A 16231-nucleotide genomic window follows, 5' to 3' on the forward strand; every position below is an offset into this window, starting at 1 on the left:
GAAAACCGCCGAAACCCGACCTCATAGCACTGGCAACGCGACATTTCATTGCGTAAACAGGCGACAAACGGAGGTCTCCCATGTTCACCTGTATCCTGCTTACAAACCCCGCCGTGCCGGCACTCAATCTGACAACCGTCGATGCTTTGCGCTCGGCTTGGGGCGGTGGCGATCTCAAATGGCTCGCACTGGGAGAGGCTGCGGAATTCTCCGTTGAGGCGGTGCCGTCGAATCAATGGGATGTCTGGGACGGGCTGCAAACGCAGGGCATCGACTTGATCGTCATTCCCACCGAAGGGCGGCGTAAGAAAATGCTTTTGGCGGATATGGACAGCACCATGATCCAACAAGAATGCATTGATGAATTGGCCGATGTTGCGGGCGTCGGCGATCACGTCAAAGCCATCACCGCCAAGGCGATGAACGGCGAGTTGGATTTTGAAGGGGCGTTGAAAGAGCGGGTCGGCTTGCTCAAAGGCTTGCCTGAATCCGTCATCCAACGGGTGATCGACGAACGCATCACCTTTATGCCCGGCGGCTGTGCGCTTTTGGCGACGATGAAACGCGATGGGGCCTATTGCGCGCTGGTCTCGGGCGGGTTCACCGCCTTTACGGGCTATGTGTCACAGACCCTTGGGTTTCATGAGAACCGCGCCAACACCTTGTTGATCGAAGACGGCAAACTCACTGGCGCGCCGGGGATGCCGATCCTTGGCCGCGAAGCCAAGGTGCAAGCGCTCAAAGACATCACCGCCCGCCTTGGCCTGGACCATGATGACGTGATGGCCGTGGGCGACGGTGCCAATGATCTGGGCATGTTGGGGCTGGCGGGGGCCGGGGTCGCGCTTCATGCCAAGCCCTCTGTCGCCGCCGAATGTGATATTCGCATCAACCACGGTGATCTGAGCGCGCTGCTTTACATCCAAGGCTATGCCAGATCCGAGTTCGCCCAGGTTGAATGCCGAAATGTTTGAGGTCTCAACCGACCTTCTGTTTCTGTTGATCGCGGCGGCCTTTGCCGCAGGGTTTGTCGATAGTATCGCGGGCGGGGGTGGCTTGATCACCGTGCCCGCTTTGATGCTCGCGGGTCTGCCGCCGATCACCGCCTTGGCCACCAACAAAGTGCAGGGGCTGTTTGGCGCGGGGATGGCCGCGATCACTTACGCGCGGGCGGGACATGTGAATTTAAAACGTCAAATCGGCCCGGCGATATTGTCCTTTGTCGGGGCGTTGATTGGCGCGCTGTTGGCAAGCTCACTGCCGACCGATGTGATCCGTCTGGGCCTGCCGATCTTGTTGATTGCCATTGCGCTGTTCTTTGCCTTCAAGCCGGGATTGAGCGATGTGGACCGGACCCAGCGCATCACGCCCGTGGTCTTTGCCACAACGTTTGTGCCGTTCATCGGATTTTACGATGGCCTGCTTGGTCCCGGCACAGGCGCGTTTTTCATGCTCGGTTTTGTCGGCCTTGCGGGCTATGGCATTTTGAAAGCCACGGCCCACACCAAGCTGTTGAATTTCGCATCAAATATTGGCGGTTTGACCGGGTTTATCCTGGTCGCCAAACCCTTTTGGATGTTGGGTTTGGCGATGGGTGCGGCGCAGATTGCCGGAGCCTATGTGGGATCAACCTTGGCCACGCGCGTGGGGGCAAAGCTGATCAAGCCGGTGTTGGTGATTGCCTCCACCGCCTTGGCGTTGAAACTCATGGCGGACTGGTTTTAAGCCGGAAAACCGGGGGCGGTTTTGATCTCGCCGGTGTTGATCCCGGCAAAGTTTGGCACATCCGGGTTCAGGCGCTTTTTCACCATCGGATCATTGGCATCCAGCGCACCTAGCTTGACCAAAAGCGCGGCAATCGCACATTCGGAGGCGCGTGTGGCCCCGTCGGCGATTTTCAATGCAATGCCCAAGCCTTGTTCCGGCAGAATCGCGGTGAACACGCCCTCTGCCCCGGTCTTGATCGTGACTTTGCCGCTGGCGGCGCGCATCAATTCGGTACAGGCGCGGCCCTCGCCGGCGACCAGATCGGGATGGGTGCGCATTGCCTTGGCCAATCGAAACGCCGCGCGTTCCATCGTGTCGCCCTCTTCGCGCGCACCAGAAAAATATCCCATCGCGCGGCCTAGCCCACGCACGGTGGTGGCGAAGTTCGGCGCAGAGCAGCCATCGATGCCGTACCCCGGCGAGGTCTCGCCCGTCACGGTTTCAAACGCCTCAAGTGCCGCAACCTGTACCGGATGGGAGGGATCAACATAGTCCGGCCCCGCACCCAAATGTTGGGTCAGGGTCAAAAATCCGCAGTGCTTGCCGGAGCAATTGTTGTGCACCTTGCACTTGCCCTCATCCGCTTTGATCTGGGCATGGAGCGTGTCCGTATCCCATGGTCGTTGCGGGCCACAGATCAGGTCGTCTTGGCTCAACCCCAGATCGTCAAGCCAACTCAAAACCCGTGTGGTGTGGATCGGCGCGCCTTGGTGCGAGGCACAGGATAGCGCGAGTTGTTCAACACTCAGACCAAAGGCATCGGCGGCACCGGATGTGACCAAAGGCAGCGCTTGGATCATCTTCACCGAGGAGCGTGGCAGGATCACCGTATCGAGATCGCCCCAACCCTCAATGACGTCGCCTTTTGCGGTGCAAATCACCGCAAACCCGTCATGTCGGCTTTCGCAAATCGGTCCACGCCAGACGTCAACCATCGGATGCGTGGAGGGGCGTTTTTGATCCATTTGCTCTTTCCTTTCACGTTTCAGCGAATTTCCGCCAAGGGGCCTTTCCCAAATCAGCGGATTTACGTTACTGTGCCTTCGGAACATCGAAAAAGGTCTCATCACGCCACGAAACCGCAGCTATAGACAGCGGAGGCGTATCGAAAATGGGCCATGATAGCTAGAGGCAGCGAGATAACATGAGTTTTTCTGTGAAACAGGGCCTTCTTGCGGTGGGGTTTGCTATGGTTGCGAGCCATGCAATCGCGCAGGAAAGCACCAATCAAGTCGGCGCAAACACCGACTGGTACGTCTATGAAGAGGCCGCCCCGTCAAAGACCTGTTGGGCGGTGTCGAAACCGAAAGAAACCGTCAACACCGATAGCGCGGGCCGTTTGAAATCGGTCACCCGCAGTGAGATTCTGTTGTTCGTGACTTACGGTCCAGCCAGCGGCGTCAACGGCCAGGTGTCGTTCCTGGGCGGCTATCCTTTTGCCCCCGGCTCAGAGGTCAGCCTCGACATCGGCGGATCGGATTTCACCCTGTTCACCAAATCCGAGGATGAAACGGCCTGGGCCGTGACCCCGGAAGATGACGCAAAAATCATTGCGGCGATGAAGCGCGGCTCTGCGGCGACCCTGACCGCGCGCTCTGCCCGTGGCACGATCACCAAAGACACGTTCTCGCTATTGGGCTTTACCGCCTCTGTGGAAGAGGCCGCCAAACGCTGCGGCGGCTAATTCCGCTTTTGCCACAAACGAAAGGCCCTGCGAAAACTGCGGGGCCTTTTGCATATGGGTTTCATTGCGGGGCAGAATCCTGTATGAGCCGCGCTTATCCATCACAGAAGAGACCCCGAGCATGCAAACCCGCGCCCCGATCACGCAGGATGTTTTGACCATTCCCCGCAAGGACCCCGCCAGCGACAAGATCAATCTTGTCGGCCTGTCCCGTGAGGACCTGCGCACGGTTTTGATCGAAAACGGCACGCCTGAGAAACAGGCAAAGATGCGTGCGGGACAGATTTGGCAATGGATTTATCAATGGGGTGTGCGCGATTTTACCCAGATGACGAACCTGGGCAAAGCCTACCGCGACGAGCTCGACGCAAAGTTCGAAGCCCGCATCCCCGAGGTGGTCTCCAAGCAGGTCTCCGAGGATGGCACCCGCAAATATCTTGTGCGCATCAATGGCGGGCATGAGGTCGAGGTCGTCTACATCCCTGAAGAGGGCCGTGGCACGCTGTGTATTTCCTCGCAGGTTGGGTGCACGCTGACCTGTTCCTTCTGTCACACCGGCACGCAAAAATTGGTGCGTAATTTGACGGCGGGTGAAATCGTCGGTCAGGTGATGATGGCGCGTGATGATTTGGACGAATGGCCGGAAAAAGGCTCGCGCAAACCGGATGTACGGCTTCTGTCCAACATCGTCTTGATGGGCATGGGCGAGCCACTTTATAATTTTGAGAACGTGCGCGACGCGATGAAAATCGTGATGGATGGCGACGGTATTGCCCTTGGGCGGCGTCGGATCACGCTGTCCACCTCCGGTGTTGTGCCGGAAATTCATCGCACTGCCAAGGAGATCGGTTGTCTGTTGGCCGTGTCCTTCCATGCGACCACGGACGAGACCCGCGGCATGTTGGTGCCGATCAACAAACGCTGGAACATTGAGGCGCTGTTGGATGCGCTGCGCGACTATCCGAAAGTGTCCAATTCCGAACGCATCACCTTTGAATATGTGATGCTCAAAGACGTGAATGACAGCGACGAAGACGCCTATCGTTTGATCAAGCTGCTCGAGGGAATCCCCTCAAAAGTGAACCTCATCCCGTTCAACGAATGGCCCGGCGCGCCCTACAAACGCTCGTCGAACAACCGCATCCACGCCTTTGCCAAAATCCTCCTGGCGGCGGGCTATGCCTCGCCCATTCGCACCCCGCGGGGCGAGGACATCATGGCCGCCTGTGGTCAGCTCAAATCCGCGACCGAGCGCGAACGCAAATCCCGCAAGCAAATCGAGGCCGAAGCCGGAAAGTGAGCCGGTTCCAGCACGGAAACAGTGTGTTCGCGCTCGGCTCTTGAACGGTAACGCGGCTTTAACCATGTCCGGGCACAGTCCCCGGCATGGAATGGATACAGATCAGATTCGATGACAACCTTGGCACCCGCGTTCACCACGCGGCCCTACGTGCCGGTCAACCCATGGGCGCGCATATTCGCGACGTGTTAGACGTTGCGGTGCGCCCCGGCGAAGGGGCATTCGGCTACAAAGGCCCCAAACACCCCCATGCGCTTCAGGCCTATTTGGCTCATGATTTCGCCTATGCCTCTGGCTGGGACGATCTTCAGGAGGTGCTGCGCGCCAAAGGCTATGAATTGGCCGAACGCGGGGGTGGATTGATCCTGCAAACCACCGAAGGCGAACGGCTGTGCAAGGCCTCTCAAATTGGCCAACCTTATTCTGCCCTGATGAAACGATTTGGCGCGCCCTTTACCGGGCACGCGCATACGCACTTGGCTCAACACTCTCTGGGTCAGGCCACCCTGCCCTTTTAACGCGCATGCCGCGAGGAGGTTCCAAAATGGAACAAATCACCCTTTTGCTGTCTGAATCGACGGTTGAAATGCTACATCTTTTGGCCCGCGAAGGCGGTCAAACCATCGGCACCGTGGTGCAGGAAATGGCCCTTGATCGCTACATGCACCGGGCGATGGACGGCGCGATGGATGGCGTTCGGTTTTCCGACAGCGCGACAGAGTATCTTTTGGACGCCGAAATCTCCGTCGCCCAAAAAACCTGAATTCAGCGCCCGTCGATATGATCGCGCGTGCCCTCCATGGGCCACGCATCAATCGCGGCCACGGCCTCTTCTGCGGTTTCGACGAATTTGAACAAATCGAGGTCGGACCGGGCAATCGTTCCGGCCTCGGCCAAGGCCTCCCAGTTGATAATCTTTTCCCAAAAGGCCCGACCAAACAACAAGAACGGCACCCGGCTCATCCGCCCGGTTTGAATAAGCGTCAGGCTTTCAAACATCTCGTCCAGCGTCCCAAACCCGCCCGGAAACACCGCAATCGCTTTTGCGCGCATCAGGAAATGCATTTTGCGGATCGCGAAATAGTGGAAATTGAAACACAGCTCCGGCGTAACATATTCGTTTGGCGCTTGTTCATGCGGGAGCACAACGTTGAGACCGATTGACACCCCGCCCGCGTCCTTGGCACCGCGATTGCCCGCTTCCATCACCCCCGGCCCGCCGCCGGTCACGATCACATTATGGCGATGCCCGTTCACCTTGGCGCGCTCGGTCATCATTCGGGCGAAACTGCGCGCCTCGGCGTAGTATTTCGTCAGCTCGGCCAAGGTTTTGGTCCGGGCCCTGTCCTTTTTGGCAGGCTCGGGAATGCGCGCACCGCCGAACAGCACAATCGTGCTTTCGACGCCATATTCGGCCATCATCAATTCAGGTTTAAGCAGTTCCAACTGAAGCCGCACCGGACGCAATTCATCACGGCACATGAACGTGCCATCGGTAAACGCCAAGGCATAAGACGGCGAACGGGTTTGCGGCGTATCGGGAATATGCCGTGCCGTCTCCATATCCATATGGCTGTCGCGCAACGGATGGCGGCGCGTGGAGGGGGCTTGGGGATGGTCGGTCATGATGTGCAGTGCCTCACAAGTGTTTTGCTTTGCCGCGCTTTGCTGTCGTTCGCGTTGCGCGGGGGGTCTGGACCGACTATAGCCTCTGCCAACAGATATTCCATGTTGATCCGGGAGACCCACATGTCCAATGCACTGCTCGAAGCCGCCATCGAAGCCGCCTGGGAGGCGCGCGACACGATCACCCCCGCCACCACGGGCGAAACCCGCGAGGCGATCGAAGAGACGTTGAACGCGCTCGACAGCGGCACATTGCGCGTGGCTGAAAAGCGCGAGAATGGCGATTGGCACGTCAACCAATGGGCGAAAAAGGCCGTTTTGCTTGGCTTCCGCATCAAGGACATGGAAGAACACGCTGGCGGCCCGCAAGGCTCTGGTTGGTGGGATAAGGTCGACAGCAAATTCAAAGGCTGGGGCGACAATCAATGGAAAGCCGCCGGGTTCCGCGCCGTGCCGAACGCCGTTGTCCGCAAATCTGCCTATATCGCGCCGGGCGTGGTGTTGATGCCGTCTTTCGTCAACCTCGGCGCGCATGTCGGCGAAGGCACGATGGTTGACACATGGGCCACCGTTGGCTCCTGTGCGCAGATCGGCAAACACGTCCACCTCTCCGGCGGTGTCGGCATTGGCGGCGTTTTGGAACCGATGCAGGCTGGTCCGACCATCATCGAAGACAATTGTTTCATCGGAGCGCGTTCTGAAGTTGTCGAAGGCGTGATCGTGCGCGAAGGCTCGGTCTTGGGCATGGGCGTTTTTATCGGCCAATCGACCAAAATCCTCGACCGCGACACCGGCGAAGTCTTCTACGGCGAAGTGCCCCCCTATTCCGTCGTCGTCGCGGGTTCCATGCCGTCGAAAAACGGTGTGCACCTCTATTGCGCGGTCATCGTCAAACGTGTGGATGAGAAAACGCGTTCGAAAACCGGGATCAACGAGTTGCTTCGCGACTGATCTATCCTATATCTATTGAGAGCGGGCGCGCGGAGGGCAACCTTTGCGCGCCCTTTTCATTGCCAAATGTCAGTAAATGTGGAGTGTCTTATGGGACTTGGACTTATCGCGTCTATCATCATCGGCGGCATTGCGGGCTGGATTGCAAGCAACCTGATGAAAGCCAACACAGGCCTTCTGATGAACATCGTGTTGGGGATTGTTGGCGCCTTTGTGTTGAACCTGATCCTGTCGCTTTTGGGGATTTATGCCGCAAATGCTTGGCTACCGCAGCTCGTCGTGAGCGTTCTTGGCGCAAGCCTTTTGATTTGGGTGGCGCGCCAGGTGCGCTGAGCCGCCTGTCATGATCCCGCCTTTGTTTGGCGGGATCACCGCTTGTCAATCCGCTGAGGCTTGACTTTCCCCCGTCGGCTCAGCAAACGGATGGCATGACAAAAGAACCAAAAATCAGCCGCCAAAAGGTCTACACCCTGCTGGTCGAAGTGGGTCGCAAAGACGGCGACGGGTTGCCCATAGGGGCCACTGGCGGCGCGCTTATGATCTATGCGTCCGGTGTGGACGAAGCCGAGGCGGTGCGTGAAAGCGTTGCGATCCTGAAACAGGCCGACCTCGCGCCGCTTGATGTGACGGGCTATGGCACGTTGGAGGAGCGGCTGGCCGAGGGCCACGACATTTCAGACGACGAACGAGAGCTGATGCAGCGGGCCTTGGATGAGAATTCGGTCATCGTGGCGCAACTGACGCCGTTTTTTGAAGGCGATGACGGCGTGAGGCACTAAGCCATGGCGGACCGCCTCGTCCAACTTGTGATTTCAAAACAAGATTTCGAGGATGTCTCTGACTGTCTTGCCGACATGTCGTCCCGCGATTGGTGGCAAGTACCCTGTGGCAGTGAGGACGGGCGGATAACGGTTTTTATTGCTCTGCACAAAGCGGATGCCCAAGAGGTTGTCGACCGTCTGGCCGAGACATTGGACGGTCGCACAGGCTGGCGGCTCTATGCCTTGGCTACGGAATCCAGCCTGCCTGAAAACACCGATGAGGACGAACAGGAACGGATCGCCCAAAAGGAAACAGCGGCGACACGCGAAGACATTTACGCCGACATTCGTGCCGATGCCGCGCTGACCAAAGACTATTTGATCATGTCCGCCCTTGCGACCTGTGTTGCGGCAATTGGGCTCAGATCTGGTCAAGTTGCAGTGGTTATCGGCGCTATGGTGATCGCCCCGCTTTTGGGTCCGATCATCGCCTTTGCCTTTGGCACGGCGCTTGGGAACCTCGCCTTGTTGAAACTCTCGGCGCGCTCTTTGGGCGCTGGGATTTTAGTGTCGGTCCTGGTCGGCGCGGTGATCGGGCAGATGTTTCCTCCGTCTCAGGACACGGGCCTTTTGGATTACTCCGGCGTCCTGTCGCTTCAGACCGTGATCTTGCCCTTGGCCTCAGGGGCGGCAGCCGCGCTTATGGTTGCCTCTGGTAGCACCTCCGCTTTGATTGGCGTCATGGTGGCCGCCGCGCTTTTGCCACCGCTGGCGGGGTTCGGTCTTTTGATCGGGGGGCAAAACTGGGACATGGCCGTACGCGCCCTGGCAAGCGTGGCCGTTAACATCGTCGCCATCAACCTCGCCGCACAGGTGGTTTTTGTCCTCAAAGGCATCCGCCCAAGACGGTGGAAAAGCAAAGCCCACGCCACATCTGTGCGCGTGAGCCTTGCCATCTCTGTTGGGCTGGTCCTGTTGGTGACGCTCGCCTTATGGGGCTTTGGGCATCCCGATTTTTGGCACAATTAAGGCGGTTTGGGTCTATTTCGACCCAAACCACTTGCGATAAATCGCATCATACGTGCCATTTTCCCGCAGTTCCAAAAGGCTCTGATTGATTGGCTCGGCCAGCGCAGACCCCGAGGGCAGCGCAATCCCATAGTTTTCTGGCACAAAGACCTGCCCAATGAGCCGCGCTTTGCCCCGACCCTTTTGGGTCACATAATACGCAAGGATTGGAGCGTCATAAACCACCGCGTCAATCTCGCCCTGTTCGAACGCCTCAATCAACGCCGCAGGATCATGATAAGGCACGAAGCTCAGATCACGCCGAGAGAGGAACTCCGCAGCCGTCGAGCGCTCAACCGTCCCGATGGTTTTGCCATAGAGATCGTTAAGCCCGTTCACATTGGCTTGGATCGCATCCACTGTCAGTGCGGCGGTGATGCGCGCAACAAAAACGGACACCAAAAACAGAGACGAAATCACCAGAAAGACGCCAAACAGACGGCCCATGGGCGAGCGTGGTTGCCGCTCCTCAAACCCACCATTGACGACAAGGTTCAAGGCCCACCAAAAGGCCGGGAACATCGCTTGGCTGGCGGGCATGTCGAAATACTCTTGATGCCGCTTTTCAAAATGCCACATCAACATGCCGCCCCCGAGCAAAAGCGCGAAAGCCCCCGCCAAAGCGATCAAAAGATCTTTTGAGAGGATAACGGCCCAAATGGAACTGCTTTCATTGCCCAGCGGGGTCATGATTTGCAGACCGGCCTGAAAGATCGGTTGGGAAAAATCCATGACCGACTCGCGGCTTGCGGTGATCGAAATATTGGCGATAGCGGCGTCTGCCGTGTTATCCTCAATCGCGCCAAGCATCTCTGTAAAGCTGTCCACCCTCTCGATGGCATAGCTCCAGCCAAGTTCAGTGGCCAATGCGTCCCAAAGCTCCATGGAAAAGCCGGTGTCACGCCCGGCCTCGACCATAGAAAATGGCACGCGCGAGACGGTCATAATTTTAAGGTCTTGTGCCCAGCCCGACATGGGACTGAACAACAGCAAAAGAAACGCCCAAAGGCGGAAAATGTGATTCATAGCATCACCCCCATCCAGATCGCATATGGCATAAGCTTGGCCCCGCTTTCAATCGCGGATCACAGATAGCGATCGGAAAGAAGCGCAAGGGCTTCATGGCGCAACAGGGATGCGGGGTCATGACCGCATCGTTTTGGGATCTGTATCGCGTTGAGATGCGACAGCCGGGTTGGCGCTGGTTGGTGTGGGTCATGGTTCAGGGCCAGGGGCATGACGCGAATGCCGGCGACGTGGTAGGCCTGAAAATCAGCAAGCACGAGGTTGTAGCGTTTCGACACCAATCCGGCCGAAGAGGTCGTGACCGGAAGGAAAGGCGCGATGTGCATCGCTTTGATCGACACGTCTTCGACGCCAAAGAGATAAGCGGTATCGACCCCTTCCGTCAGGATTTCGCAGCGTTGCGAGACGTCGAGGGTTTGGAGCAGGTTTTGAAAGGGTCGGCGCAGGCGGACCAACCCCATGCGTCCGATGTTTGGCAATGTGGTTTCGATCAGGGCCACCAAAGGCGACAGGCCGCCCGAATGGGTGGAAATGAGTGTCCCCGGTGTGAGCGTTTCGATCAAACGGGGCCCGTGCTCGGTATCGACCAGTGCTTTAGCGGCGATACCTTCGGAATAGCCTAGAGGTTCAACATGATCGGAAAAGGCAAAACAGGTCACATCGGAGGTCAGGGACGGTCTGTCGACGGCAAACAATATCCGCGCAAGGTCGTCTTCGTGTAGGGGCACAGGACGGTCGGTGGAGGATTTGGATGTTATGGCGCCAGTCTCAAGATTCTCGGCACCAATCCACGCGCTGTTGGTTTGACAACACCAACTGTAGGTGATGCGAATGGGGGTCTCTTTGCTCCATGCGGATAGATCAAGAGAGAGAACGGAGAGGGTTTGACCCTGTTCGACGGCCACCCAAAGCCGACCATTGGGACCCATCACCATATGAAAACTGCGTCTGAGTTCGGCGTGACGTTCAAAGTCGATCAGATCAAGTGGCTGGCAAAATTGGTCCGGGATCGCAGTCTCAAGGATCACACTGCCGCTGTGCAAGACACGGCGGCCCACGGGCCCACGCGCGGCACCTTGCTGCAATCCAAGTGAGTTGTAAACCGGGTGGCACTTCGTTGCCACTGCCCCAAGCCACGCCATATGATGCCCGCCCCCTCATGACCATGACCTTGTTCAAAGGTCATAATCTGCACAGTGCCGATGACGCAGATCCAACATTTGGGAAACCACACGGAAAACCGCGTTTTATTGACTTGTTAATGGGTGACAGAACCGTTCGGGTTTACCCGCAACTGGGTCTGACGTCTGCCTCACCTTTGTTTTGATCATACTCAAACATGCAATTCGGATTTAGTTAACACTTTTCCGCCCGCTCAAGAATGGCGGTGTGATCTGTTACAACCGCGCAACAATCTTCGGATTGCCCCGCGCGGGCGGGGCGGGTAACTCTTGAGGCCATATTTGGGGACCAAAGGAGACCGCAATGGCGCTCGATACACCGCTCGATCCCGTTCAACTGACAGCCGACTTGATCCGCTGTCCAAGTGTCACACCAGACGAGGCTGGTGCGCTGGCCCTTTTGGAACGCGTGTTAACGAAAGCCGGTTTTGTCTGCGTTCGGGTCGATCGCAATGGCACGCCAAACCTGTTTGCCCGTTGGGGCAAAAAGGCCGCGGCGCGCAGCTTGGGCTTTAATGGCCATACGGATGTTGTCCCCGTCGGCGATCTTGCGGCTTGGACCCATGACCCATTTGGCGGCGAGATCGCAGATGGTCTGCTGTGGGGGCGTGGGGCCACCGATATGAAATCCGGCGTGGCGGCTTTTGTTGCCGCCGCTTGCGACTATGCGACCCAAACCCAGCCGAAAGATGATGCCATCATCATCACCATCACGGGCGATGAAGAGGGCGACGCCACGGATGGCACCATCGCTCTGCTCGATTGGATGGCGCAAAACGGCGAGGCGATGAGTGATTGCCTTGTTGGCGAACCGACCTGTCCGAACACCATGGGCGAGATGATGAAAATCGGACGACGTGGCTCTCTCACCGCCTATTTCACCGCGCGCGGCATTCAGGGTCATGTCGCCTACCCGCATCAGACCCACAATCCGGTCCCGGTTTTGGCGCGGCTGATGGCCGATCTCTCGGCACATACGCTGGATCAGGGCACGGCGCATTTCGACCCAAGCAACCTAGAAGTCACAACCTTTGACACTGGGAATCCGGCAACCAACGTGGTTCCGGCACTCTGTCAGGCCACCGTCAACATCCGCTTTAATGACGCTCACTCAGGCGCGTCTCTGTCTGAGTGGCTGCGCGCCAAAGCCGCGCGCATGGCCAAGGAAACCGGGATCGAAATCGAGGTGCGGTTTTCCATTTCGGGCGAAAGTTTCCTGACACCTCCCGGTGCTTTCGTGAACTTGGTGGCCAGGTCGGTTGAGACGGTCACAGGCCTGCGCCCGGAACTCTCAACCACGGGCGGCACGTCGGATGCGCGGTTTGTCAAAAACCACTGCCCTGTGGTCGAATTTGGCCTCGTCGGCAAGACCATGCATAAAGTCGACGAACAGGTGCCAGTCTCGCAAATCGAAGACCTGAAAAGGGTCTATTCCCGCCTGATTGGGGACTATTTCGCATGAGCATCACCATTTGCAAAACCGATGACATCAAGGCCTGTTTGGCGTTGAGACTGGTGGTTTTTGTTGAGGAACAAAACGTCCCACTTGAAGAAGAAATCGACACATTCGACGATGAGGCGACGCATTTCCTCGCCCAAGACGAGGCGGGTGCCGCCGTGGGCACCGCACGCATCATCGAAGCTGGTGAAATCGGCAAAATAGGCCGGGTTTGTGTCGAAAAATCGCAAAGAGGCGCGGGGCTTGGGGCGGCTCTGATCGAGACGTGTTTGGCCGATCTAAAGACCCGCCCTCATATCAAAACCGCGAAACTCGGCGCGCAAAATCACGCCATCGGGTTTTATGAACGGTTCGGTTTCCGCGTGATTGGCGACGAATATATGGACGGTGGCATCCCACATCACGACATGGTCCTCGCCCTGTGAGGCCACATCTGGTCCTTATGGTTAAGGAACCGCATCCCGGTCGGGTCAAAACCCGGCTGGGCCGTGACATCGGCATGGTGCGCGCGGCATGGTGGTTTCGTCACCAAGCGCTTGGGACCATCCGACGCCTGCGCGATCCTCGTTGGGATATTGTGTTGGCTGTCTCGCCAGATCACGAAGGTCTTTTAAGTCGGGTTTGGCCCGATGATCTTATCAAAATGCCACAAGGTCATGGTGACCTTGGTGCCCGTATGGCGCGCGTGATGCGGGCCTGCGCTCCGCATCCAACCTGTGTCATTGGTGCCGATATTCCGGGTCTTCAAAAAGCCCACATTCGACAGGCTTTTACAGGATTAGGGTCACATTCTGCCGTGATCGGCCCTGCCGCAGATGGGGGATATTGGCTCATCGGGCTGCGTCACCCGGCGCAGCAACCCGCAGGCTTCTTAACCTCAGTGCGCTGGTCCACGCGCTGGGCGCGAGAGGACACACTTGCTTCGGCAAAACAGATGAGTTGGGCCAAGTTAGAGACGCTTTCAGATGTTGATGACCTCTCTGATCTGCGCCGACTGAATGAGCGCGACTGACCGCCCATGATGATTTCATCACATCCGCTGCTTTGTCAGTGGTGAGGCGCAGCGGGCCGTGGTAGATTCGCCCTATGAACAAGATCCCCACCAAAGACGAAATCCTCCAATGGATTTCCGATCACCCGACTGAGAGCGCAAAACGCGATATTGCCAAGGCTTTTGGCATCAAAGGTGCTGCGCGGATTGACCTGAAACGTATCCTCAAAGAACTTGAGGCGGAGGGTCACCTGCAAAAGCGGCACAAGACCTATCGCGACCCGGATAAACTCCCCCCGGTGTCGGTTTTGTCCGTGTTTGCCCCTGACGCTCAGGGCGATTTGTTTGCGCGCCCGCTGGAATGGACCGGCGAAGGTCCCGAGCCCCGGATTTTGATGGTACTGCGTGAAAGCGATGCCGCCTTGGGCGAGGGCGAGCGGATTTTGGCCAAGCTGCAAGAGGTAAAAGGCGAGGATCACCAATATGAGGCCCGCCTGATCCGTAAAATAGGCTCTAATCCACGCAAAATCTTGGGTATCTATCGCAAAGATGCCGAAGGTGGGCGGGTTGTGCCGATCGACAAAGGCAACGACAAAGACTTTCTGGTCCGGTCGGGCAATGACTATGGCGCGCAGGACGGTGAATTGGTTGAGGCCGAGCAAGCCGGGCCAAAGGGCCGTATGGGCTTGCCTCTGGCGCGCATCATCACCCGTCTGGGCGACCCGAGTGCGCCCAAGGCCGTGTCGCTGATCGCGATCCACCAACATGGCATTCCCGATGATTTCCCCGATGATGTGATCGCCGAGGCCGATGCCGCCAAACCAGCGGGTCTCAAGGGCCGCGAGGACCTGCGCGATCTGCCTCTGGTGACCATTGATCCGGCAGATGCGCGCGACCGTGATGATGCGATTTGGGCCGAATTCGACCCTGATCCAGCCAATAAGGGCGGGTTTATCCTTTGGGTCGCGATTGCCGATGTGGCGCATTATGTGACACCCGGTTCCGCGCTTGATCGCGAGGCGTGGAAACGTGGCAACTCGACCTATTTCCCGGATCGGGTTGTGCCGATGTTGCCGGATCGCCTGTCCGGCGATCTGTGTTCGCTGCACGAAGGCGTGCCGCGTGCCTGTTTGGCCGTGCGGATGGTGATTGATTCCGAAGGCAAAAAGAAATCGCATCGCTTCATGCGCGGTCTGATGAAATCGGCCGCCGCCCTGAATTACGCCGAAGTGCAAGCGGCCCGCGATGGGCAACCCAATGAGGCCTGTGCCCCGTTGATGGACACGGTGATCGGGCCGATTTACGAGGCTTACGAGGCCCTCAAACGCGCCCGCCATGACCGTCAGCCGCTGGATTTGGATCTGCCTGAACGCAAAATCGTTTTGAGCGAAGATGGGCGTGTCGCCTCTGTTGCTCTGGCCGAGCGGTTTGATGCGCATCGGCTGATCGAGGAGTTCATGGTGCTGGCCAATGTCTCCGCCGCCGAAGAACTGTTTCATCGCAACCGACCGCTGCTCTACCGTGTGCATGAAGAACCCTCGGGCGAGAAACTTGACGCGCTGCGCGAAGTGGCACAGGCCTCGGGCTTTACGCTGGCCAAGGGACAGGTGATCCACACCTCGCATCTGAACAGGCTTCTGGCTCAGGCCGAAGGCACGGAGCAGGACGAATTGATCAACATTTCGACCCTGCGCTCGATGACCCAAGCCTATTACCACCCGGAGAATTACGGCCATTTCGGTCTCGCCCTGCGCTCATACGCGCATTTCACCTCGCCGATCCGCCGTTATGCCGATCTTGTCGTCCATCGCGGTCTGATTTCAGCCCATGGTTGGGGCAAGGACGGCTTGTCTGCCGATGAGATTGAGCGTTTGGAGGTGACGGCCAAACATATCTCCGAAACCGAACGTCGCTCGATGACGGCGGAGCGCGACACGAATGACCGCTATCTGGCCTCCTATCTGAGCGAACGCATTGGCAATGAGATGACCGGGCATATTTCGGGCATCCAAAAATTTGGCGCTTTCATCAAACTGGATGAAACCGGCGCCGATGGCCTTGTGCCGGTGCGCACGATGGGCGCAGAGTTTTTCCATTACGACCCAGACGAGCAAACGCTGATGGGGGCTGACACCGGCATGAAGATTTCGATTGGTCAAAAGGTCGTTGTGCGTATTGCCGAGGCTGTGCCTGTGACCGGCGGGTTGGAGTTGGAATTGCTGTCAATTGACGGGGCGTTGATGCCGCGCGGACCGCGCCGGGCCAAAGGCCGCGTGGTGTCGCGCAAGTACAATAAAGGTAAGGCCCATAAGGAAAAGATCCGCAAGAAAGTACAGCGGCGGCGGAGCTGAACGACACGGATAGCGGATTATCGCCGCCTCTGCGTTCCCGGCTTCAACCCCGCCAAGGTTTTGGTC

The 16231-nt window shown here is 57.8% G+C and carries 18 protein-coding genes; 14 read left to right on the forward strand and 4 right to left on the reverse strand.

Going from position 1 to position 16231, the window contains the following annotated elements; translation table 11 throughout:
* Positions 1-80 precede the first annotated feature (80 nt).
* Together serB and B30_RS00990 are read left to right on the forward strand one after the other, a co-directional pair.
* Complete coding sequence (gene serB / locus B30_RS00985; RefSeq protein WP_009570101.1) at positions 81-974, forward strand: phosphoserine phosphatase SerB; 894 nt, start codon at positions 81-83, stop codon at positions 972-974.
* On the forward strand, positions 967-1725 hold the full coding sequence (locus B30_RS00990) for a TSUP family transporter (protein WP_009570102.1): 759 nt from the start codon (positions 967-969) through the stop codon (positions 1723-1725). Before serB ends, B30_RS00990 begins: the two co-directional genes overlap by 8 nt.
* Here the strand turns inward: B30_RS00990 and B30_RS00995 are convergent.
* Positions 1722-2732, reverse strand: coding sequence for an asparaginase (locus B30_RS00995; protein WP_009570103.1), 1011 nt, complete (start codon positions 2730-2732; stop codon positions 1722-1724). The two genes, B30_RS00990 and B30_RS00995, sit on opposite strands and share 4 nt — an antisense overlap.
* A gap of 179 nt (positions 2733-2911) precedes the next feature.
* Between B30_RS00995 and B30_RS01000 the strand changes: the two genes are divergently transcribed.
* The 4 genes from B30_RS01000 (at position 2912) to B30_RS01015 (ending at position 5514) form a co-directional block, all read left to right on the forward strand.
* The gene (locus B30_RS01000; protein ID WP_009570104.1) at positions 2912-3451 is read left to right on the forward strand and encodes an invasion associated locus B family protein; all 540 of its coding nucleotides are present in this window, start codon (positions 2912-2914) and stop codon (positions 3449-3451) included.
* 121 nt (positions 3452-3572) lie between these two features.
* Positions 3573-4751, forward strand: a complete 1179-nt coding sequence (gene rlmN, locus B30_RS01005) for a 23S rRNA (adenine(2503)-C(2))-methyltransferase RlmN (protein ID WP_009570105.1) — start codon at positions 3573-3575, stop codon at positions 4749-4751.
* Between the two features lie 86 nt (positions 4752-4837).
* Positions 4838-5269, forward strand: a complete 432-nt coding sequence (locus tag B30_RS01010; RefSeq protein WP_009570106.1) for a hypothetical protein — start codon at positions 4838-4840, stop codon at positions 5267-5269.
* Between the two features lie 26 nt (positions 5270-5295).
* Positions 5296-5514 (forward strand): hypothetical protein, encoded by a 219-nt coding sequence (locus tag B30_RS01015; protein ID WP_009570107.1) that lies wholly within the window; start codon positions 5296-5298, stop codon positions 5512-5514.
* A gap of 2 nt (positions 5515-5516) precedes the next feature.
* Here B30_RS01015 and B30_RS01020 read toward each other — a convergent pair whose 3' ends face one another.
* Positions 5517-6377, reverse strand: a complete 861-nt coding sequence (locus B30_RS01020) for a TIGR00730 family Rossman fold protein (protein WP_009570109.1) — start codon at positions 6375-6377, stop codon at positions 5517-5519.
* A 123-nt stretch (positions 6378-6500) separates the two neighbouring features.
* On the opposite strand from B30_RS01020, the gene dapD reads away from it, so the two are divergent.
* The 4 genes from dapD to B30_RS01040 all read left to right on the forward strand — a co-directional run bounded on the left by dapD (position 6501) and on the right by B30_RS01040 (position 9118).
* Positions 6501-7328, forward strand: a complete 828-nt coding sequence (gene dapD, locus B30_RS01025; protein WP_009570111.1) for a 2,3,4,5-tetrahydropyridine-2,6-dicarboxylate N-succinyltransferase — start codon at positions 6501-6503, stop codon at positions 7326-7328.
* 90 nt (positions 7329-7418) lie between these two features.
* Positions 7419-7661, forward strand: a complete 243-nt coding sequence (locus B30_RS01030) for a GlsB/YeaQ/YmgE family stress response membrane protein (protein WP_009570113.1) — start codon at positions 7419-7421, stop codon at positions 7659-7661.
* A gap of 95 nt (positions 7662-7756) precedes the next feature.
* Positions 7757-8107 (forward strand): hypothetical protein, encoded by a 351-nt coding sequence (locus B30_RS01035; RefSeq protein WP_009570114.1) that lies wholly within the window; start codon positions 7757-7759, stop codon positions 8105-8107.
* 3 nt (positions 8108-8110) lie between these two features.
* Positions 8111-9118, forward strand: coding sequence for a TIGR00341 family protein (locus tag B30_RS01040; RefSeq protein ID WP_009570115.1), 1008 nt, complete (start codon positions 8111-8113; stop codon positions 9116-9118).
* Between the two features lie 12 nt (positions 9119-9130).
* Here B30_RS01040 and B30_RS01045 read toward each other — a convergent pair whose 3' ends face one another.
* Both B30_RS01045 and B30_RS01050 read right to left on the reverse strand, forming a co-directional pair.
* Positions 9131-10183 carry a transporter substrate-binding domain-containing protein gene (locus B30_RS01045; RefSeq protein WP_009570116.1) on the reverse strand — a complete coding sequence of 351 codons (1053 nt, stop codon included), beginning with the start codon at positions 10181-10183 and terminating at the stop codon, positions 9131-9133.
* 59 nt (positions 10184-10242) lie between these two features.
* A complete protein-coding gene (locus B30_RS01050; protein WP_152002603.1) occupies positions 10243-11241 on the reverse strand; it encodes a Hint domain-containing protein in 999 nt (332 codons plus the stop codon).
* A gap of 427 nt (positions 11242-11668) precedes the next feature.
* On the opposite strand from B30_RS01050, the gene dapE reads away from it, so the two are divergent.
* The 4 genes from dapE to rnr all read left to right on the forward strand — a co-directional run bounded on the left by dapE (position 11669) and on the right by rnr (position 16165).
* On the forward strand, positions 11669-12826 hold the full coding sequence (gene dapE / locus B30_RS01055) for a succinyl-diaminopimelate desuccinylase (protein ID WP_009570118.1): 1158 nt from the start codon (positions 11669-11671) through the stop codon (positions 12824-12826).
* A complete protein-coding gene (locus B30_RS01060) occupies positions 12823-13248 on the forward strand; it encodes a GNAT family N-acetyltransferase (protein WP_009570119.1) in 426 nt (141 codons plus the stop codon). The genes dapE and B30_RS01060 overlap by 4 nt, the downstream gene beginning before the upstream one ends.
* A gap of 17 nt (positions 13249-13265) precedes the next feature.
* Positions 13266-13835, forward strand: a complete 570-nt coding sequence (locus B30_RS01065) for a TIGR04282 family arsenosugar biosynthesis glycosyltransferase (RefSeq protein WP_009570120.1) — start codon at positions 13266-13268, stop codon at positions 13833-13835.
* A 74-nt stretch (positions 13836-13909) separates the two neighbouring features.
* Positions 13910-16165, forward strand: coding sequence for a ribonuclease R (gene rnr, locus B30_RS01070; RefSeq protein WP_009570121.1), 2256 nt, complete (start codon positions 13910-13912; stop codon positions 16163-16165).
* Positions 16166-16231 lie beyond the last annotated feature (66 nt).

Source organism: Celeribacter baekdonensis B30 (genome assembly GCF_000299875.1).
GTDB classification, from domain to species: domain Bacteria; phylum Pseudomonadota; class Alphaproteobacteria; order Rhodobacterales; family Rhodobacteraceae; genus Celeribacter; species Celeribacter baekdonensis_A.